The organism is Agrobacterium sp. 20P9.1.2 (genome assembly GCF_057799395.1).
On the sequence record NZ_JBYOKI010000001.1, the window covers coordinates 41,868 to 62,909 of the forward strand.

The following is a 21,042-nucleotide window of genomic DNA, read 5'->3' on the forward strand; positions in this document are numbered from 1 at the left end:
AATTGGAGTTCAGAAAGTCTGGATTATGCAGACTTCTTGTCGTCCTTGATTTCTTCATAGTCCGCATCGACCACGTCGTCCTTGCCACCTTCGGCAGCACCTTCGCCGCCTTCAGCCTGCTGGGCTTCGTAGATGGCCTGACCAAGCTTCATGGAAACTTCCATAAGGGTCTGGGTCTTGGCCTGAATGTCGTCAGCATCCGGCTCGGAGGCCTCAACCGACGTCTTCAGCGCAGCAATGGCATCTTCGATGGCCTTGCGATCCGTTTCGGAAACCTTGTCGCCATATTCCTTCACCGACTTCTCGGTGGAGTGGATGAGGCTTTCGGCCTGGTTCTTGGCTTCCACACCGGCGCGACGCTTCTTGTCGGCTTCGGCATTGGCCTCGGCGTCCTTCACCATCTTTTCGATGTCGGCGTCGGACAGACCACCAGATGCCTGAATGCGGATCTGCTGTTCCTTGCCGGTGCCCTTGTCTTTCGCGGAAACCTGCACGATGCCGTTGGCGTCGATGTCGAAGGTCACTTCAATCTGCGGAACGCCGCGTGGCGATGGTGGCAGGCCGACGAGGTCGAACTGACCGAGCGACTTGTTGTCGGCAGCCATTTCGCGCTCACCCTGCGAAACGCGGATGGTCACGGCAGACTGGTTGTCTTCGGCGGTCGAGAAGGTCTGGCTCTTCTTGGTCGGGATCGTCGTGTTACGGTCGATCAGACGTGTGAAGACGCCACCCAGTGTTTCGATGCCGAGAGACAAAGGCGTTACGTCGAGAAGCAGAACGTCCTTGACGTCGCCCTGCAGAACGCCGGCCTGAATGGCAGCGCCCATGGCAACAACTTCATCCGGGTTCACACCCTTATGCGGCTCCTTGCCGAACAGCTGCTTGACGACTTCCTGAACCTTCGGCATGCGGCTCATACCACCGACGAGAACGACTTCGTCGATCTCGGCAGCCGAAACGCCAGCATCCTTAAGCGCTGCCTTGCATGGTGCAACGGTGCGCTGGACCAGATCGTCTACCAAGCTTTCGAACTTGGAGCGGGTCAGCTTCAGCGTCAGGTGCTTAGGACCGGTCGCATCTGCCGTAATGAAGGGCAGGTTGATTTCGGTCTGCTGCGATGACGAAAGTTCGATCTTTGCCTTTTCGGCAGCTTCCTTCAGGCGCTGAAGTGCAAGCTTGTCGCCCTTCAGGTCAATGCCCTGATCCTTCTTGAACTCACCGGCCAGATATTCGACCAGACGCATGTCGAAGTCTTCACCGCCAAGGAAGGTATCGCCGTTGGTGGACTTAACTTCGAAAACGCCGTCGCCGATTTCCAGAACGGAAATATCGAAGGTACCGCCACCCAAGTCGTACACGGCAATCGTTTTGCCTTCCTTCTTGTCGAGGCCATAAGCCAGGGCTGCTGCCGTCGGCTCGTTGATGATGCGCAGAACTTCAAGACCGGCAATGCGGCCAGCATCCTTGGTGGCCTGGCGCTGTGCGTCGTTGAAGTAGGCAGGAACGGTGATGACGGCCTTTTCGACCTTTTCACCGAGGTAGGATTCGGCAGTTTCCTTCATCTTCTGAAGGATCATCGCGGAAATCTGCGAAGGGGAGTAACCCTTGCCCTGTGCTTCTACCCATGCGTCGCCATTGTCGCCCTTGACGATCTCGAACGGTACGAGGCCCTTGTCCTTTTCGACAGTCGGGTCTTCGTAGCGGCGACCGATCAGGCGCTTAACCGCAAACAGGGTGTTGGTCGGGTTGGTGACGGCCTGACGCTTTGCAGGCTGGCCGACCAGACGCTCACCATCGTCGCTGAACGCGACCATGGAAGGGGTCGTACGTGCACCTTCCGCGTTTTCAATTACCTTTGTGTCCTTGCCGTCCATCACTGCGACGCAGGAATTGGTCGTGCCAAGGTCGATACCGATTACTTTTGCCATTCTCTTCTCTCCTTGAAGCGAGTTGTCGGAACCCCGGGAGGCATTCCACTGACAACTCCTTGACTTGGATGGTCTTCCGGTTTGTGCAGCATTCTTGCTGCTGTCTGGGGGGTATATAAGGAGCGATTTTTCCCGCTGCAAGGCGGATCAATGCGTCGATTGCACCAAAAAATGAAGAAATAAAGCTTGCATAAAACAGATGAGGCACCCTGAGCGCCTTTCGACACGGCAGAAATAAAAACAGCCGGGTTGTGCAGCGCTCCTCAGATTCGCGCGGATCGTCATTTCATTGTCATGCGCTGTCCCTATAGGCGGGGTGCTTTTCTATAAAACATAACTCCTTAGAGGTTATCATGCGCAAACTTATCGCCGCATTCGTCGCGACCACCGTGCTTGCCGGTGCTGCACAGGCCGCAACCGTCTATCCGCTTGATCGTGCAACGATTCTCAGCGGTTCTCCTTTTGACTTCAAAGTCGAGTTCAAGAATGTCGTAAAGCCTGAAGACGTGAAGATCACCGTCAACGGCCAGGATTACAAGACCGTCTTCGGCGCCGACGTCACCTTCACGGCAGAAGAAAAGGGCAAGGAAGACAAGGTTCTCGGTTCTGCCGTAACCCTGCGTGGCCTCAAGATTGCCAAGGCTGGCGATTACAAGGTCGAGGTTTCCGCCGGTTCCGAAACCAAGAGCGTCAACTGGGTTGTTTATGGCACCGGCGAAACGCCAAAGGCCAAGAACATCATTTTCCTCCTAGGTGACGGCCTCTCTGTTGCGCACCGCACCGCTGCCCGCATCATGTCCAAGGGCATGACCGAAGGTAAGGCGAACGGTCGCCTGAACATGGACGAAATGGACCGCATGGCCTTCATCGGCACATCGTCCACCGAAGCCATCGCCACCGATAGCGCCAACACCATGTCGGCCTACATGACTGGCCACAAGGCTCCTGTAAACGCTCTCGGCGTTTATGGCGACCGCACGCCTGCAAGCCTTGATGACCCGAAGGTCGAGACCATCGGCGAGGCCTTGCGCCGCCAGACGAAGAAGTCCATCGGCATCGTAACGACATCCGAATTGCAGGACGCGACGCCTGCGGCCATCGTTTCCCACACCCGCAAGCGTGGCGACAAGGCTGAAATCACCGGCATGATGTTCGACGTCAAGCCTGACGTCGTTCTGGGCGGTGGCTCTGCCTATTTCCTCGGCAAGGACGTTCCCGGTTCCAAGCGTAAGGACGACAAGGACTATATCAAGCTGTTCCAGGATGCAGGCTACACGCTGGCAACCGACAAGAACGAACTTGAAAAGGCTGAAGGTTCCAACACCGGCAAGCTTCTCGGCCTGTTCCACACCGGCAACATGGACACGCTCCTCGACCGCAACTTCCTCAAGAAGGGCACCGTAGACAAGTTCCCGAACCAGCCCGGTCTGGTCGACATGACCAAGGCAGCTCTTGGTGAACTGTCCAAGAACCAGGACGGTTTCTTCCTGATGGTCGAAGCTGCCAACATCGACAAGATGTCTCACCCGCTGGATTGGGACCGCGCCGTGGTCGAAACCATCGAATTCGACAAGGCCATTGGCGTTGCGCGTGAATTCGCTGCCAAGAACCCCGACACGCTGATCGTCGTCACCGGCGATCACGCTCATGGCGTTTCCATCATCGGCACCGTCGATGACGAAAAGCCGGGCGATGAAATGCGCGCCAAGGTCGGCACCTATGCCGAAGCCGGCTTCCCGAACTACGAAGACAAGGACGGCGATGGTTATCCTGACCGGATCGACGTCAGCCGCCGCCTGTTCCTGAATGCCAATAATGGTCCTGACCATTACGAAACATTCCGCCCGAAGATGGATGGTCCTTTCGTTCCGGCAATCCAGAACGAGAAGAAGGAATATATCGCCAACGAAGCCTACAAGAATGTTCCAGGCGCAGTCTTCGTGCAGGGTAATATTCCAAAGGATGGCGATAGCGGCGTTCACGCTGTTGACGATATCGTTCTTCAGTCCACCGGCCCCGGCTCGGAAGGCTTCAAGGGTTACATGGAACAGAGTGACGTTTACCGCGTGCTGGCAGACACCTTCGCGCTCGGCGCAAAGCAGACGCAGTAATCTTTGTAAAAGAAAAACGATCCGGCTTGCACAGGCGAGCCGGATCGTCTTCGTTTGAACAACCGGACCGCTCGCAAAAGGAGATCGTCATGGCGAAACTTACACCCCTGTTGACGCGTCGGCAGTCGCTCAAGCTTGCGACCCTTTCCGCCTTCACGCTTTGCGCACGGGAAACCCTTGCAGCGACATCGCCCCTGACTTTCGATGAAATGTACGGCAAGATCGGCGTGTTGGGTCTGGAGTTTTCCGAGAAGCTGAAACAGTTGACCGGCCAGCAGATCCGTATGAAAGGCTTCATGGCACCGCCATTGAAGGCCGAAGCCTCCTTTTTCGTTCTCACCGAAATTCCCATGGCCCTGTGCCCGTTCTGCTCGTCGGATTCCGACTGGCCGGACAATATCGTCGTCGTCTATCTCTCCGAAAAACAGACCTTCGTGCAGCCCAGCACGACAATCGAGGTCACGGGTGTTCTGGAGCGCGGCTCCTGGACAGACCCGGAAACCGGATTTGTCAGCCTCGTGCGCATCAGAGATGCGGAATACAGAGTTTCCTAAACATGCTGTCCTTGAATATTTCAGGCCTTTCGGTTTCCTATCCCGGGCTCGCCACCCCGGTGCTGTCCGTCGATGACCTCTCGGTTGCGGCTGGCGAGAAGATGTCCATCACCGGTGCCTCCGGTTCCGGCAAAAGTACATTCGTCAACGTCATCACCGGGCTTGAACGTATTCGCCAGGGCAAGGTGTTGTGGCGGGATCAGGATATTGCCGGTTTTGCCGAAACCAAACGAGACCGCTGGCGCGGCGAGAATGTCGGCCTCGTCATGCAGGAGTTTCATCTTTTGCCCGGCCTGTCCGCCATGGAAAACATTCTCCTGCCGGTCCGCCTGTCGCGCTGCATGTCCAGCCAATATGCCTATCGTGCGGCGTTTCTGCTCGAAAAAACCGGTCTTGCTCGGCCGGATCAGAAAATCGACACCATGTCGCGCGGCGAAATGCAGCGTGTGGCGATTGCCCGCGCGCTGCTGAGAAAACCCGGCGTCATCGTTGCCGATGAGCCCACCGCAAGCCTCGACCCTGAGAATGGCGAGGCCATCGGCCGCCTGCTGGTCGATCTGGCGCGGGTGGAGGGTTCCACACTCATCGTCATTACCCATGACAGGCTTTTGGCCGACCGCCTCGACCGCCGTCTCGAACTGGCCAATGGCCGTATCGTGACCGACAGCGCCCGGAATTCTTGATATGATGCGTTTTGTTTTATCCGATCTGAAGCGCCTCTGGGCTGGATCGCTGGTCGTCATTCTGCTGGTTGCCATGGCAACGGCGCTGGGCGTTACCGTGACATTGCAGGAGCGCGCGCTACGGCTGGGCACGGCCCGCGCTGCGGACAAGTTCGATCTCGTCATCGGTGCCGCTGGCAGTGAAACGCAGCTCGTTCTTTCCTCGGTGTTCTTGCAGGCTGCTCCTTTGCCGCTGGTCAGCGGCGCGACGCTGGCAACGCTGGCGAACGATCCGCGTGTCGCATGGGCCGGTCCCGTCGGTTTTGGAGATTCCTTTGCCGGCTATCCAATCGTGGGGACGACGACGGCGCTCATCAACAATACATCCGGCGGCTTTTTGGAAGGTGAGGGTTTTGCCGATGGTGAGGATGCCGTGATCGGCTCTGCTGTCGATCTGCCCATCGGTGCTGAAGTCAAGCCGATGCACGGCACGGCGGAAGAGGGTGGCCATACCCATACCGAGATCGTCTATCACGTTCAGGGGCGCCTGAAGCCCACCGGAACGCCTTGGGACCGTGCCATTCTCGTCCCCATCAGCTCCGTCTGGCACATTCATGGCATGGACGGCGATGGCCATGACCATGAGCATGAGACGGCAGGCGAGACGCATGAGGAAGGCCACGAAGGCCATGACCACGCCCCTGGGGCGCATGAGGAGGGTCATGAACACCATGATCACGCTCATGCAGCAGGCGAAGAAGCCGAAGCGCTGAGCGAAGTCTTCACCTCGGAAACACCCGGCGTTCCCGCCATTCTGGTGAAACCAAAGTCGATTGCCGATGCCTATAAGCTGCGCCAGCAGTACCGGCAGGGCAATACGCTGGCGGTCTTTCCGGGTGAGGTTCTGACGAAGCTCTATGCCACGCTAGGTGATGCCCGCGAGGTTCTGTCTGTCGTCGCCATCGGCGCACAGTTGCTGGTCGCTGCCTCTCTCATTCTCGTCACCCTGACCCATATCGTGCAGAGGCGAAAGCAGATCGGTGCGCTGCGTGCGCTCGGTGCGCCTCGATCGTCCATATCGCTCATCGTCTGGACGGAACTCTTCGCACTGTTTGCCTCGGGCATCGCGCTTGGTTTCGCCGTTGGTTTTGTGGCGGCCAAGATCATCACCGGCATGCTCGTTGCCAAAAGCGGCGTCGTCATGCCGGTAGAATTTGCCAAGGCCGATCTGGCACAGGCCCTTGTGCTGCTGGCCGTGGCTGCGGGTCTCGCCATCCTGCCCGCATGGCTGGCCTACCGCCAGTCGCCGGTCGAAGCGCTACGCGGCTGAGCGGTAGTCCTATTGCTTGGGGTGAACCAGCGCCTTGACGCGCTGGGCGAAGGCATCCAGCTGGAAGGGCTTGGTCATGACATGCATGCCGTGATCGAGATGGCCGTGATTGAGCACGGCATTCTCGGCATAGCCGGTGATGAACAGGACTTCCAGTTCCGGCCTCTTGACCCGCGCCGCATCCGCCAGCTGGCGACCATTCATGCCACCGGGAAGGCCGACATCTGTAATCAGCAGGCTGATGTCGCGGGCTGAATTGAGAATCCGCAGAGCCGAGGCACCATCTTCCGCTTCGATGACGGAATATCCGAGATCCTGAAGCTCCTCGACGGCCAGCATCCGCACCAGCGGTTCGTCATCCACCACCAGAATGGTTTCCTCACCATCGGCGCGCAGAGCGTCCGTGGTGGCTTCCTTTTCCACCTCGGTCGCTTCAACCTCGCCTGCGTGGCGCGGCAGGTAAAGGCAGATCATCGTGCCTTTTCCCAGCTCCGAATAAATCCGTGCCGCACCGCCGGATTGTCCGGCAAAGCCATACACCATGGAAAGACCGAGCCCGGTTCCCTGTCCAATGGGCTTGGTCGTGTAGAAAGGATCGAAGGCGCGTTCGATGACTTCCTGGCTCATGCCTGTTCCCGTGTCGGAAACGCAGAGCGAAACATATTGCCCCGGCTCCAACCCGCGCACCCGCGCCGACCTGTCATCCATCCAACGATTGCAGGTCTCGATCGTCAGGTTTCCACCGGATGGCATTGCGTCGCGGGCGTTGATACAGAGGTTCAGCAGCGCATTTTCCAGCTGCCCCGCATCCACATAGGTCGCCCATAGCCCAGCCGCACCCACGGTCTCGACCTTGATGCCGGGACCGACGCTGCGGGTAATGAGATCCAGCATGCCATCCACCAGCGAATTGATGTTGAGCGGTTTGGGGTCCAGCGTCTGGCGGCGGGAAAAGGCAAGCAATCGCTGGGTCAGCGCCGCCGCACGCTTGGTGGCGCCAACGGCGCCATTGATGTAGCGCTCGAGGTCACCCACACGGCCTTGCGCGAGCCGCGTGTTCATCATTTCCAGACTGCCGCTGATACCAGCCAGAATATTGTTGAAGTCATGCGCCAGCCCGCCGGTCAGCTGACCCACGGCCTCCATCTTCTGGCTGTGGCGCAATGCCTCTTCCGCCACCATCAATTCGGCACTGCGTTCTTCAACCTGTTGTTCGAGCGTCGCATTCAGCTTTGCCAGCGCAAGTTCGGCGCGTCGACGGGCCGTGATGTCCTGAAACATGACCGCGACCTGACGCTTGCTTTCCGGCTCGATGCGAACCGCGGCAAGCTCGAGATAGCGGCCCGTGGCCACAAGCTCCTGCTGAAAACGGATCGGCTCGCCGGTGCGCAGCACTTCGCCATAACGCGCAACCCAAGCGTCGGCCTCCGCAGGCACCATTTCGCGCAGTTTCTGGCCAACGACATTGGGAATACCGGCATGCCGCGCATAGGCGTCATTTGCCTGAATGTGGATATAGTCACTATTGGGACCCTCAGGTCCGTCGAAGAATTCGATGACGCAGAATCCTTCATCGATGGCATCGAACAGGCCCTTGTAGAGCTCTTCGCTTTCGTGGCGCGCGCGCTCGGCCAGCGTTCTCTCGGTGACGTCGGAACCTTCAACGAAGATGGCTTCCACCGTGCCATTCGCGCCAATAATCGGCTGGTAGAGAAAATCGATATACCGCTCGGTGACGGGTGCCTTTGGTGCAGATTGCACGGCATAGAGTGCACCGGACGCCGAATAGGCCTGGCCGGAGCGGTAGACATCATCGAGAATCTTCAAAAAGCCCTGCGCGGCGGCGTCTGGTAATGCATCCGCGACTGTGCGACCGATGAGATCATCGCGACCGACAAGTTTCTTGTAGCTGGGATTTGCCAGTTCGAACCGGTGCTCCGGGCCGCGCAGAAGGGCGATGAATGTCGGTGCCTGTTCAAACAACTGCGTGAGAATGGGGCCGATATTATCCGTTTCGCTATACAATTTTCTTACCCCGCAAAGCCCGACGTCGTGTTCCAGGCCAATTGCCGGATATCGATGAAACCCAATGAATTTAAGTGGTTAACGCCTGCAGGCTCTGTCTTTTAGACTGCGCATGGGGAGGATGCGAAAAAGGCATAAGGCAATGTCGATACATATCATCCATCTGTCCGGGGCCAGAGCAAGGGCGGACGTGGTGGGATGGCGCATACTCTGTCATGAATTTTTCCCGGCTATATGAGACGCAAGAAGGAGTGGGAACTGAAAAAGTTCCCGCGCCGGTAAAAGATTTTCCGTGATCGACCCACCCATTCAGTGCGGGTCGATATGCGCCTTGTGAAAAATATCGTCCTGCGGCGGGATGGCCTGCCGCTCGATCATGCGGTGAACGCGGGGGCGGGTCGTGCCACGGTGCAGCTTTAAAATGCTGTCCCAGCTTTCCGCATCGGCCTGCGTACGGCGGTGGTTGTGGCGCACATATTCCACCCATGTCGGCACATGGTAGATTTCCGTCCAGACGTCAGGGTTTTCCAGATCGCGCATCAGCGTCCAGTTCTGCGCTCCGTCGCGCAGACGAATACGCCGCCTTTCCACCATGATCGCCATGAATTCCGGCAAATCCGAATCATCGATTTCGTAATCGACCAGAATCGCAATCGGGCCGCTGCGAGGCTTGACGTCAAGGCGCAGGTTCGGCTCCACGAAGCGGTTGAGCGGATCGAGATTGAGCGAGGCAAAAGCGGGCATGGTCAGCTTGAAACCGACGACGACACCCAGCAGCATCAAGAGGCACGAACAGAGCAGCGAATAGGACAGGCCGTAATTTTCCGCCAGCGAACCCCAAAGCCAGCTGCCCACAGCAATGCCGCCAAAGGTCAGCGTCTGGTAGAGAGACAGCGCCCGACCCACCACCCAGCGCGGGGTGGAAAGCTGTACGATGGTGTTGAACAGCGACAGCGCCAGAACCCAGCTTGCACCGGATACGGTCAGCACGAGGGCGGTCAGAATGGCGCTGCTGCTGATGGCGGTGACGCCGGCGCTGAAGGCAAAGCCGAGAAACGCGACGCGGACGATCCACTCGCTGCTCATCGTTTCGCGCAGACGCGCACTGATCAGCGCGCCGCCAATGGCGCCAACGCCGAAAGCGCCGAGCATGATGCCATAGGTCAGCGGCCCGCCCTGCACCAGATCGCGCGCAACCAGCGGCATCAGCGCCAGAATGGCACTGGCGGAAAGGCCGAAGAGGAAGCCGCGCACCAGCACCTTGCCGATATTCGGCGACATCGCCACATAACGCATGCCTGCGGAAATCGCGGCGAACAGCTGCTCGCGCGGCAGGGTCGACTGGTTCTTGGGCGGTTGCCATTTCACCAGCGCATAGATCAGTGCGAAATAGCTGAATGTATTGACCAGAAAGGCAGCTGCCGCACCGGCAATGGCCACGATAACACCGCCAATGGCCGGGCCGACGCTGCGGGTGATGTTGAAACCTACGCTGTTCAGCGTCACCGCTGCGGGCAGGTCTTCACGTGGCACCATCTCACCCACAGAGGCCTGCCAGGACGGGTTGTTGAGCGCCGTGCCACAGCCGATCATGAAGGTGAAGAACAACAGCAGCCAGGGGGATAGCCAGCCGAACCACGCAAAGACGGTCAGCAAAATCGAGGCGGCCAGCATCAGCAGCTGCGCCGAGATCATGATGCGGCGGCGGTCGAAACTGTCGGCCAGCGCGCCGGAGACGAGAGAAAACAACATGATCGGCAGGGAGGTCGAGGCCTGCACCAGCGCAATCATGTTTTCGGAAGACGACAGCGCCGTCATCATCCATGCCGCACCCACCGCCTGAATGAGCCCACCGAAGTTCGAGGCGATGCTCGCAAACCAGATTGTGCGGTAGGTTTGATGCTTGAGCGGCGTAAGCGGAGATTTTCTATCGGGCACGGGCAGTCCAATTGATGCAATTGCTGGTGATGCGGCTGACACTATAGACGCCGTTTAAGAGGATGCTACTGTTTCGACGCGTGCCAAGGTAAAATTGTGACCAAAGCCAATTTCGCTGCTTTTGCGCCCCATCCTTGCAATATCGGCCATTAGGGTTTATACGGGCCTTCAAATTCTTGATCGTCTGATGAAGAGTGGGGCCGCAAGGCTCCGCTCTTTTTCGTTAGGCGCCCCAAAAACCGGGACAAAGCGTTCCGGTTACAGACAAAGACCGGAAGGCCAGAATGGCAGACGCCGAACCAAGACTGATAACCGAAACGGGCATAGACCAGCGGATCGCCGAGATCATCGAGCCGGTTCTGACGGGTATGGGCTTCCTGCTGGTCAGGGTTCGGCTGTCCAGTCAGAATGGTTCGACCCTGCAGATCATGGCCGAACGCGAAGACGGAACCATGACCGTTCAGGACTGTGAAGCGCTCTCCATGGCGATTTCACCGGTTCTTGATGTGGAAGATCCTGTCGAAAAGGCGTACCATCTGGAAGTGTCCTCGCCTGGTATCGACCGGCCGATGGTGCGAAAGATGGATTTTGTTCGCTGGCAGGGCCATATCGTCAAGGTCGAGACATCGATCCTGGTCGACAATCGCAAGCGTTTTCGCGGCAAGATCGCCAGCGTAGAAGAAGACGGTTTCAAGCTTGAGCGTGACCAGATTGGTTACGGCGAAGAGCCGGTGGTGACGATCCCGTTCAATACACTTTCCGACGCGAAGCTCATTCTGACGGACGATCTTATTCGCGACGCACTGAAGGCGGACAAGCAGGCCAAGGCCGCTGCTGCCAATCAGAACGAAGAAGCAGACGAAGACTAATTCCAACGTATAAGCCCTGATAACGCGGGCAAAACGACATACGGAGACATAAAAATGGCAGTCAGTGCTAATAGGCTTGAGCTTCTGCAGATCGCCGATGCTGTGGCGCGCGAAAAGGTCATCGACCGCGAAATCGTGCTGGCCGCAATGGCTGATGCTATTCAGAAGGCTGCCCGCTCGCGTTACGGTTCCGAAACCAACATCCGCGCAGACATCAACTCCAAGACCGGTGAAATCCGCTTGCAGCGTCTGCTCGAAGTTGTCGAGAAGGCCGAAGACTACGGCACGCAGATCCCACTGGAACTGGCGCGCGACCGCAACGTCGATGCCAAGATTGGCGACTACATCGCTGATCCGCTGCCGCCGATGGATTTTGGCCGTATCGCTGCCCAGTCCGCCAAGCAGGTTATCGTCCAGAAGGTTCGTGAAGCCGAGCGTGACCGTCAGTATGACGAATTCAAGGACCGCATCGGCGAAATCATCAACGGCACCGTCAAGCGCGTCGAATACGGCAACGTCATCGTCGATCTCGGCCGTGGCGAAGGCATTATCCGTCGCGACGAGATGATCCCACGCGAAAACCTGCGCTACGGTGATCGCGTTCGCGCCTTCGTTTACGACGTGCGCCGCGAGCAGCGCGGTCCGCAGATTTTCCTGTCGCGCACCCATCCGCAGTTCATGGTCAAGCTCTTCACCATGGAAGTGCCTGAAATCTATGACGGCATCATCCAGATCAAGTCCGTTGCCCGTGATCCGGGTTCGCGCGCCAAGATCGCCGTCATTTCCAATGACTCGTCCATCGATCCGGTCGGTGCCTGCGTCGGTATGCGCGGTTCGCGCGTTCAGGCCGTTGTCGGCGAGCTTCAGGGCGAAAAGATCGACATCATTCCGTGGTCCCAGGACCCTGCATCCTTCATCGTCAACGCCTTGCAGCCGGCTGAAGTCGCCAAGGTCGTTCTGGACGAAGAAGCAGAACGCATCGAAGTCGTTGTACCGGATGAGCAGCTGTCGCTGGCCATCGGTCGTCGCGGTCAGAACGTGCGTCTGGCATCGCAGCTGACCGGCTGGGATATCGACATCATGACGGAAGCCGAAGAGTCCGAGCGCCGTCAGAAGGAATTCAACGAACGCACCGGCATCTTCATGGAAGCGCTGGATGTGGACGAGATGGTTGGTCAGGTTCTGGCGTCGGAAGGCTTCGCACAGGTCGAAGAACTGGCCTATGTGGACCTCAGCGAAATTTCGTCCATCGACGGTTTCGATGAAGACACGGCTGTCGAAATCCAGACCCGCGCCAAGGAATATCTCGACCGCGTCGAAGCGGAAATGGATGCCAAGCGCAAGGAACTCGGCGTGTCCGATGAGCTGCGTCAGATCGAAGGCCTGACCTCGCAGATGATGGTCGCCCTGGGTGAAGACGGCGTGAAGAACATCGAAGACCTAGCAGGCTGCGCCGCAGACGATCTCGTCGGCTGGAGCGAACGCAAGGACGGCGAAACCAAGAAATTCGACGGCATCTTCTCCAAGCTCGACGTGTCTCGCGTCGAAGCCGAGAACATGGTCGTTCAGGCCCGCCTTCTGGCTGGCTGGATTACCGCTGAAGATCTTGCTGCAGAGCAGGAAGAAGCAGCGACCGAGGAGGCGGATACCGCCGATCAGGAATGATTTCGCAAGCGCATGAGCCTGATGACCTGCTGGATGACGAGCGGCGGGTCGAAGGTACAGGCAGCGAGCGGACGTGCATTGTAACGCGGCAGATTGGAACACCCGATGAGTTGGTCCGTTTTGTCGCAGGCCCGGACAAAAGCGTTGTTCCGGACCTGAAACGCCAATTGCCAGGGCGCGGATGCTGGGTCACTCCCGAGCGCGCCCTGATCGAAAAGGCCATCGCCAAGAAGCTTTTCGCGCGCGCCTTGAAGACCGATGTGAAGGCCGGACCGGAACTCCTGGAGTTGATGGACCGGCTGCTGGCGCAGCAACTGGCCGGTATGATGAACATGGCCCGCAAAGCCGGGCAGTTCATCAGCGGGGCCACGAAGGTGGATGCGGCTGTTCGTTCTGGCAATACCCTTGCGGTGTTCCATGCAACGGACGCGGCGCCCGATGGCGTCAGAAAGATAAACCAGGCCCGCAAAGCCTGGACCCTCGGTTCAGGAGCCGAGACAGAAATACCGTCCTTTCATCTGTTCAGTGAGCAGGAAATGGACGAACTGATGGGCCAGAATGCTTTTATCCATGCCTGCGCGCTTGCGGGACAGGCGGGTGAGGGTGTAGTGAAGCGCGCAAAGATGCTTGAGCAGTATCGCGGTGGCGAGAAACCTCAAGGCGAAATTGACGCTGCCCGGACGGAAAGACAATGACGCGGTTATCGGACATGACCGTCTGCCGCGTTCGGATACAGCAATTGTAGAGACTAGAGTCTGGTGACGTCATCCGGCTCTCGTCTGAAGGAACGGGAACGGAATGACCGATAACAACGACGACAAGACACTCAACGCATCGCCTAAGAAGACCCTTACCCTCAAGCCGGGTGGAGCGTCTCAGGGGACTGTGCGTCAAGATATGGGTCGAGGTCGCACGAACGCGGTTGTGGTGGAAACACGCAAGCGCCGTCCCTTGCGTCCTGAAGACGAAAAGCATGTTGTAACACCAATTACACCGCAGCCACGCCCGGCGGCACCTGCCGCAGCCGCAGCGCCAGCTGCTCCGCGTCCGCAGCAGCCTCAGCAGCGCGTTCATCAGTCCGGCAACCAGCAGCGTCCGCAGCCATCGCCGCAGCCGCAGCGCCAGCCGGATCGCCCGCGCGGCAACGTCCTGCACGATCTATCTGCCGGTGAAATGGATGCGCGTCGCCGCGCTCTTGCCGAAGCACAGGCCCGCGACATCATCGAAGCCAAGCAGCGCGCCGAAGACGAAGCCCGCCGCAAGGTAGAAGAAGAAGCGCGTCTCGTCGCCGAAAAAGAAGAAGCCGCCCGCCGCGCCAAGGAAGAGGCAGAAGCTGCAAAGCTTGCCGCTTCCCAGCCACAGACGGAAGAGAAGGTGGAACGTCCGGTCGAAAGACCGGCCGCTGCCGCTCAGCCTGCCCGTCAGGACGGACGTCCGCAGTCCACGACGCGCACTGCCGCGCCGACGCCTGCTGCTCCCCTGCCGCTTCCGGCTCGTGGTGCCCCCGGTGCCCGTCGTACGGAAAAAGAAGACGATGATGATCGCGGTCCACGCCGTGGCAACCTGCCGGTTCGCGGCAAGGTCGCGGCACCCGCACCGGCAAAGCCTGCTGCCCGTCTGAAGACGGAAGAAGAGCGTCGCCGTGGCAAGCTGACGGTTACGTCTAATCTGGAAGAAGATGGCAGCCCGCGCGGCCGTTCGCTTTCCGCTATGCGCCGCCGTCAGGAAAAATTCCGCCGTGGCCAGATGCAGGAAACCCGCGAAAAAGTCATGCGCGAAGTCATTCTGCCTGAGACCATCACCATTCAGGAACTGTCGCAGCGTATGTCCGAACGGGCTGTCGATGTGATCAAGTACCTGATGAAGGAAGGTCAGATGATGAAGCCGGGCGACGTCATCGACGCCGATCTGGCCGAACTGATCGCTGGCGAATTCGGCCACACCGTCAAGCGCGTGTCGGAATCCGACGTCGAAGAAGGCATCTTCAACGTGTCGGACAACGATGGCGGCGAACTCGTGTCGCGTCCTCCTGTCGTGACCATCATGGGTCACGTCGACCACGGCAAGACATCGCTGCTCGACGCCATCCGTCAGACTAGCGTTGTTTCGGGCGAAGCCGGTGGCATCACCCAGCATATCGGTGCCTATCAGGTCGAGAAGAACGGTCACAAGATCACCTTCATCGACACCCCCGGCCACGCCGCCTTTACGGCCATGCGTGCTCGCGGTGCACAGGCAACCGACATCGCCATTCTGGTTGTTGCCGCTGACGACAGCGTGATGCCGCAGACGATTGAATCGATCAACCACGCCAAGGCGGCGGGTGTTCCGATCATCGTGGCGATCAACAAGATCGACAAGCATGAGGCCAATCCTGACAAGGTTCGCCAGCAGTTGCTCCAGCACGAAGTCTTCGTGGAATCCATGGGTGGTGAAGTTCTCGACGTCGAAGTTTCGGCCAAGAACAAGCTCAACCTCGACAAGCTTCTCGAAGCCGTTCTGCTGCAGGCCGAAATTCTCGACCTGAAGGCCAATGTCAACCGCACGGCGGAAGGCACGGTCATCGAAGCCCAGCTCGACCGTGGTCGTGGTTCCGTGGCAACCGTTCTGGTTCAGAAGGGTACGCTGCGTCCAGGCCAGATCATCGTGGCTGGCGACCAGTGGGGCCGTGTACGCGCTCTCGTCAACGACAAGGGCGACCACGTCAAGGAAGCCGGTCCGGCCATGCCAGTCGAGATTCTCGGCCTGTCGGGCACACCGTCTGCCGGTGACCGCTTCGCCGTTGTCGAAAACGAAAGCCGTGCTCGCGAGATTTCCGAGTATCGTCAGCGTCTGGCCCGTGACAAGGCCGTTGCTCGCCAGACCGGCCAGCGCGGTTCGCTGGAACAGATGATGACGCAGTTGCAGGCCACTGGCCGCAAGGACTTCCCGCTGCTCATCAAGGGTGACGTGCAGGGCTCTGTCGAAGCGATCATCGCATCGCTGGACAAGCTTGGAACAGATGAAGTTCGCGCGCGCATCATCCACTCTGGCGCAGGTGCGATCACGGAATCGGATATCTCGCTTGCCGAAGCATCGAACGCGGCCATCATCGGCTTCAACGTTCGTGCCAACGCACAGGCACGTACCGCATCCGAACGTGCCGGTATCGAAATTCGCTACTACAACATCATCTACGATCTGGTGGATGACGTGAAGGCAGCGATGTCGGGCCTCCTGTCTCCAGAGCGTCGCGAAACATTCCTCGGCAACGCCGAAATCTTGGAAGTCTTCAACATCACCAAGGTCGGCAAGGTTGCCGGTTGCCGTGTGGTCGAAGGCAAGGTGGAACGTGGTGCGGGTGTTCGTCTGGTGCGCGACAACGTCGTCATCCACGAAGGCAAGCTCAAGACGCTCAAGCGCTTCAAGGACGAAGTCGGCGAAGTGCCTGTCGGTCAGGAGTGCGGTATGGCATTCGAAAACTACGAAGACATCCGCGCTGGCGACACCATCGAGTGCTTCCGCGTAGAGCACATCACCAGAACGCTCTAAGCGTTTCGCCACAACGAGAATAAAACTGTCGGGCGCCGGCTTAACCGGCGCTCGCTCCGTTTGAGGCAAAGACAAAATGGTAAAAGCAACATCATCCGCGCCCTCCCAACGCATGCTGCGCGTTGGCGAACAGGTACGCGCCGCGGTGACCCAAATTCTGCAACGCGGAGAAGTCCGTGACGATCTGATCGAAAAGACGGTGATTTCCATCTCGGAAGTCCGCATGTCGCCTGACCTGAAGATCGCAACCGCCTATGTAACGCCGCTTGGCGTTTCCGATCACACCGACACGATTGCGGCCCTGAACCGCCACGCGAAATATCTGCGCCGGCGTCTGGGTCCGCATTTGCGGCAGATGAAATACGTGCCGGAACTGCGCTTCCGCGACGATACGAGCTTCGACAATTACAAGAAGATCGACGCGCTGCTGCGTTCGCCGGAGGTGCAGCGCGATCTGGGACCTTCAAACGAAAAAGACGACGAACAGAACTGAAGCATGTCCAAACCACGCAAACAGCAGAACCGTAAGCCCAAGGGCCGGCCGATTTCCGGCTGGCTCATTCTCGATAAGCCCTTCGATTTCGGCTCCACGGAAGCCGTGTCGAAGATCAAATGGCTCTTCAACGCCCAGAAGGCCGGTCACGCCGGTACGCTTGATCCGCTGGCCTCCGGCATGCTGCCGATTGCGTTGGGCGATGCCACCAAGACCGTTCCTTACGTGATGGACGGGCGCAAGATTTACGAATTCACCGTCACCTGGGGTGAAGAGCGCACCACCGACGATATGGAAGGCGAGGTTCTCAACACGTCCACTGAGCGCCCAAGCGAGCAGGCCATCCGCGATCTCTTGCCCAATTATACCGGCACGATCATGCAGATCCCGCCGCAGTTTTCGGCCATCAAGATTGCCGGTGAGCGCGCTTACGATATCGCCCGCGGTGGCGAGGCCGTGGAAATTCCCGCTCGCGAAGTGGAAATCCATCGCATCACTCTCATCGCCTGCCCGGATGCCGATACCGCGCATTTCGAAGTGGAATGCGGCAAAGGCACCTATGTCCGTGCGCTTGCCCGCGATATGGGCCGCGATCTCGGCTGCTACGGTTTCATCTCGGAACTTCGCCGCTCCATGGTCGCGCCCTTTGCGGAAGACGCCATGGTGCCACTTGCAAAGCTGGTGGAGTTCGAAGCCATCGAAGATCGCGATGAGCGGCTGGCGGCACTCGATGCCTATCTGATCGATACGTCTGAAGCGCTGTCGTCGCTGCCGCACCTCATAATCAATGACGATCAGGCCCACCGGCTGAAGATGGGCAACCCGATCCTGCTGCGCGGACGCGATGCGCCGACGCAGGAAATGGAAGCCTATGCCACGGCACGCGGCAAGCTGATTGCCATTGGCGAGATCGCCGAGGGTGAATTCCGCCCCAAGCGTGTTTTTGGTTAAGAGCAGGCACGGAAACAGCAATGTTTCCGGTCATCTGTTGCCGGATCGACCAAAGAGGCGGCTCCAATCGCCTCTTTCCTTTATGGACCAATTGGTTTATAGGCAGCGGCAGCTTGGGCAGAGCCCGCGCTATTGAATGGCCAGTGCTGGACGACATCCCGGCGCTTGGCGTCCCGATTTTCCTTAAAATAGAAAGGATCACACGATGTCGATCACTGCAGAGCGCAAAGCCGCCCTCATCAAGGAATACGCAACCGTCGAAGGCGACACCGGTTCGCCGGAAGTTCAGGTTGCCATTCTGACCGAGCGGATCAACAATCTGACCGAACACTTCAAGGGTCACAAGAAGGACAACCACTCCCGTCGTGGCCTTCTGACCATGGTTTCCAGCCGCCGTTCGCTTCTTGATTATCTCAAGAAGAAGGACGAAGGCCGTTACACCAAGCTGATCACCAGCCTCGGCGTGCGTCGCTAAAAAACTTCCGGCGGGGTTCGATAGGATTCTCGCCGGTTTTTCTTTCGGCATTGTGCTGAAACACTGATGTTTGCGCCTGATACGCGCAATTTGGAAGAGACGGGCCGGATGGGCCGGTGCCGTCTGATACAACCGATGACCTGTCATGGGGCAGGATTGCCGGATGCTTTTGCAACGCCTTGGGGCGTTGCCGTGTTTCCAACGGAAACATGTCGCAAAGCGCCCTGCTGTCTTGCCCGTGATACGTTGAAGCCCGTGTGTTTTCCCCTCGTGTGAACCGCGGCTACATTTAAGGACAAGATATGTTCAATCAACACTCCGTGGAAATCGAATGGGCAGGCCGCCCGCTCAAGCTTGAGACCGGCAAGGTTGCCCGTCAGGCAGACGGCGCCGTCATCGCCACCTATGGCGAAACCATGGTTCTCGCGACCGTCGTTTCCGCAAAGTCTCCAAAGCCCGGTCAAGACTTTTTCCCGCTGACCGTCAACTACCAGGAAAAGACCTACGCTGCCGGTAAAATTCCAGGTGGCTATTTCAAGCGCGAAGGTCGTCCTTCTGAAAACGAAACGCTGGTTTCGCGTCTGATCGACCGCCCGATCCGCCCGCTCTTCCCAGAAGGCTACAAGAACGACACGCAGGTCGTTGTTACCGTCATTCAGCACGATCTGGAAAACAACCCCGACGTTCTGTCTATGGTTGCTGCTTCCGCAGCGCTCACACTGTCTGGCGTTCCTTTCATGGGCCCGGTCGGTGGCGCACGCGTCGGCTACATCAACGGCGAATATGTTCTCAACCCGCATCTCGACGAGATGGACGAATCGGTTCTAGACCTCGTCGTTGCTGGTACGCAGGACGCCGTTTTGATGGTTGAGTCCGAAGCCAAGGAACTCAACGAAGAGATCATGCTTGGTGCCGTCATGTTCGGTCACCGCGGTTTCCAGCCGGTCATTGATGCGATCATCAAGCTCGCTGAAGTTGCCGCCAAGGAGCCACGCGAATTCGAACCGGAAGATTTCTCCGCTCTCGAAGCTGAAATGCTCGGCCTTGCCGAAGCTGAACTGCGCGACGCTTACAAGATCACTGAAAAGGCTGCCCGCTACAACGCGGTTGACGCCGTCAAGGCCAAGGTCAAGGCGCACTTCCTGCCGGAAGACGGCGAAGCCAAGTACACGCCTGAAGAAATCGGCGCGACCTTCAAGCACCTTCAGGCAAAGATCGTTCGCTGGAACATTCTGGACACCAAGAGCCGCATCGACGGTCGCGACCTGTCCACCGTTCGTCCGATCATCTCTGAAGTCGGCCTTCTGCCACGCACCCACGGTTCGGCGCTGTTCACACGCGGCGAAACCCAAGCCATCGTTGTTGCCACACTTGGCACCGGCGAAGACGAGCAGTATGTTGATAGCCTGACGGGCATGTACAAGGAACGCTTCCTTCTGCATTACAACTTCCCTCCCTACTCGGTTGGTGAAACAGGCCGCATGGGCTCCCCAGGCCGTCGCGAAATCGGTCACGGCAAGCTGGCATGGCGCGCAATCCGCCCGATGCTGCCAACACCTGAGCAGTTCCCTTACACGCTGCGCGTCGTTTCCGAGATCACCGAGTCCAACGGTTCGTCCTCGATGGCAACCGTCTGCGGCACATCGCTCGCACTGATGGATGCAGGCGTTCCGCTGGCTAAGCCGGTTGCCGGTATCGCCATGGGCCTCATCCTCGAAGGCGAACGCTTTGCAGTTCTGTCGGACATTCTGGGTGATGAAGATCACCTCGGCGACATGGACTTCAAGGTTGCCGGTACGGCAGACGGCATCACCTCGCTGCAGATGGACATCAAGATCGCCGGTATCACCGAAGAGATCATGAAGGTTGCGCTGGAGCAGGCTCAGGGCGGTCGCAAGCACATCCTCGGTGAAATGGCCAATGCCATCACCGAAAGCCGTGGCCAGCTCGGCGAATTCGCACCGCGCATCGAAGTCATGAACATTCCGGTGGACAAGATCCGTGAAGTCATCGGCTCCGGCGGCAAGGTCATCCGCGAAATCGTTGAAAAGACAGGCGCGAAGATCAACATCGAAGATGACGGCACCGTCAAGATCGCCTCGTCCTCGGGCAAGGAAATCGAAGCCGCTCGCAAGTGGATCCACTCCATCGTTGCAGAGCCGGAAGTCGGCCAGATCTACGAAGGCACCGTCGTCAAGACGGCTGACTTCGGCGCATTCGTCAACTTCTTCGGCGCCCGTGACGGCCTCGTTCACATCTCGCAGCTGGCTTCCGAACGCGTTGCCAAGACCTCCGACGTCGTCAAGGAAGGCGACAAGGTTTGGGTAAAGCTGATGGGCTTCGATGAGCGCGGCAAGGTTCGCCTGTCCATGAAGGTTGTCGACCAGACAACCGGCAAGGAAGTCGCTGCCGACAAGAAGAGCGAAGGCGAAGCTGCCGAATAAGGCGGGCTAGCGCTTGACCGTTTCGAGGCGCGGGATTTTTACCCGCGCCTTTTTTCTATTGTTAGG

Annotated in this window: 15 protein-coding genes; 12 read left to right on the forward strand and 3 right to left on the reverse strand. The window is 58.5% G+C overall.

Annotation, left to right across the window (positions count from 1 at the left end; translation table 11 throughout):
• Nucleotides 1–23 precede the first annotated feature (23 nt).
• Nucleotides 24–1,928 (reverse strand): molecular chaperone DnaK, encoded by a 1,905-nt coding sequence (dnaK, locus tag AC27VJ_RS00180; protein WP_062451631.1) that lies wholly within the window; start codon nt 1,926–1,928, stop codon nt 24–26.
• A gap of 353 nt (nt 1,929–2,281) precedes the next feature.
• Between dnaK and AC27VJ_RS00185 the strand changes: the two genes are divergently transcribed.
• The 4 genes from AC27VJ_RS00185 to AC27VJ_RS00200 all read left to right on the forward strand — a co-directional run bounded on the left by AC27VJ_RS00185 (nt 2,282) and on the right by AC27VJ_RS00200 (nt 6,585).
• Nucleotides 2,282–4,039 (forward strand): alkaline phosphatase, encoded by a 1,758-nt coding sequence (locus tag AC27VJ_RS00185; RefSeq protein WP_353578174.1) that lies wholly within the window; start codon nt 2,282–2,284, stop codon nt 4,037–4,039.
• A gap of 89 nt (nt 4,040–4,128) precedes the next feature.
• Nucleotides 4,129–4,593: a hypothetical protein gene (locus AC27VJ_RS00190; protein ID WP_488682356.1), complete on the forward strand. Its 465-nt coding sequence runs from the start codon at nt 4,129–4,131 to the stop codon at nt 4,591–4,593.
• Nucleotides 4,594–4,595: 2 nt separating this feature from the next.
• Nucleotides 4,596–5,276, forward strand: a complete 681-nt coding sequence (locus tag AC27VJ_RS00195) for an ABC transporter ATP-binding protein (protein WP_488682357.1) — start codon at nt 4,596–4,598, stop codon at nt 5,274–5,276.
• 1 nt (nt 5,277) lies between these two features.
• Nucleotides 5,278–6,585 (forward strand): ABC transporter permease, encoded by a 1,308-nt coding sequence (locus AC27VJ_RS00200; RefSeq protein WP_353578176.1) that lies wholly within the window; start codon nt 5,278–5,280, stop codon nt 6,583–6,585.
• Between the two features lie 9 nt (nt 6,586–6,594).
• On the opposite strand, the gene AC27VJ_RS00205 is transcribed toward AC27VJ_RS00200, so the two are convergent.
• On the reverse strand, nt 6,595–8,610 hold the full coding sequence (locus AC27VJ_RS00205) for a PAS domain-containing protein (protein ID WP_488682358.1): 2,016 nt from the start codon (nt 8,608–8,610) through the stop codon (nt 6,595–6,597).
• A gap of 309 nt (nt 8,611–8,919) precedes the next feature.
• On the reverse strand, nt 8,920–10,548 hold the full coding sequence (locus AC27VJ_RS00210; RefSeq protein ID WP_113087331.1) for an MFS transporter: 1,629 nt from the start codon (nt 10,546–10,548) through the stop codon (nt 8,920–8,922).
• 284 nt (nt 10,549–10,832) lie between these two features.
• On the opposite strand from AC27VJ_RS00210, the gene rimP reads away from it, so the two are divergent.
• From rimP to pnp, 8 genes are all read left to right on the forward strand, one after another.
• Entirely contained in the window at nt 10,833–11,417 is a 585-nt protein-coding gene (rimP, locus tag AC27VJ_RS00215) for a ribosome maturation factor RimP (RefSeq protein WP_062451636.1), read from the forward strand.
• Nucleotides 11,418–11,471: 54 nt separating this feature from the next.
• Nucleotides 11,472–13,082 (forward strand): transcription termination factor NusA, encoded by a 1,611-nt coding sequence (nusA, locus tag AC27VJ_RS00220; RefSeq protein ID WP_353578178.1) that lies wholly within the window; start codon nt 11,472–11,474, stop codon nt 13,080–13,082.
• Nucleotides 13,079–13,777 carry an RNA-binding protein gene (locus AC27VJ_RS00225; protein WP_113087286.1) on the forward strand — a complete coding sequence of 233 codons (699 nt, stop codon included), beginning with the start codon at nt 13,079–13,081 and terminating at the stop codon, nt 13,775–13,777. Before nusA ends, AC27VJ_RS00225 begins: the two co-directional genes overlap by 4 nt.
• 103 nt (nt 13,778–13,880) lie before the next feature.
• Complete coding sequence (gene infB, locus AC27VJ_RS00230; RefSeq protein WP_488682359.1) at nt 13,881–16,613, forward strand: translation initiation factor IF-2; 2,733 nt, start codon at nt 13,881–13,883, stop codon at nt 16,611–16,613.
• Between the two features lie 76 nt (nt 16,614–16,689).
• Nucleotides 16,690–17,106, forward strand: a complete 417-nt coding sequence (rbfA, locus tag AC27VJ_RS00235; protein ID WP_488682360.1) for a 30S ribosome-binding factor RbfA — start codon at nt 16,690–16,692, stop codon at nt 17,104–17,106.
• 3 nt (nt 17,107–17,109) lie between these two features.
• Nucleotides 17,110–18,057 (forward strand): tRNA pseudouridine(55) synthase TruB, encoded by a 948-nt coding sequence (gene truB, locus AC27VJ_RS00240; RefSeq protein ID WP_488682361.1) that lies wholly within the window; start codon nt 17,110–17,112, stop codon nt 18,055–18,057.
• A gap of 205 nt (nt 18,058–18,262) precedes the next feature.
• The gene (gene rpsO / locus AC27VJ_RS00245; protein WP_113087282.1) at nt 18,263–18,532 is read left to right on the forward strand and encodes a 30S ribosomal protein S15; all 270 of its coding nucleotides are present in this window, start codon (nt 18,263–18,265) and stop codon (nt 18,530–18,532) included.
• 302 nt (nt 18,533–18,834) lie between these two features.
• Entirely contained in the window at nt 18,835–20,976 is a 2,142-nt protein-coding gene (gene pnp, locus AC27VJ_RS00250; RefSeq protein WP_488682362.1) for a polyribonucleotide nucleotidyltransferase, read from the forward strand.
• Nucleotides 20,977–21,042: the final 66 nt, after the last annotated feature.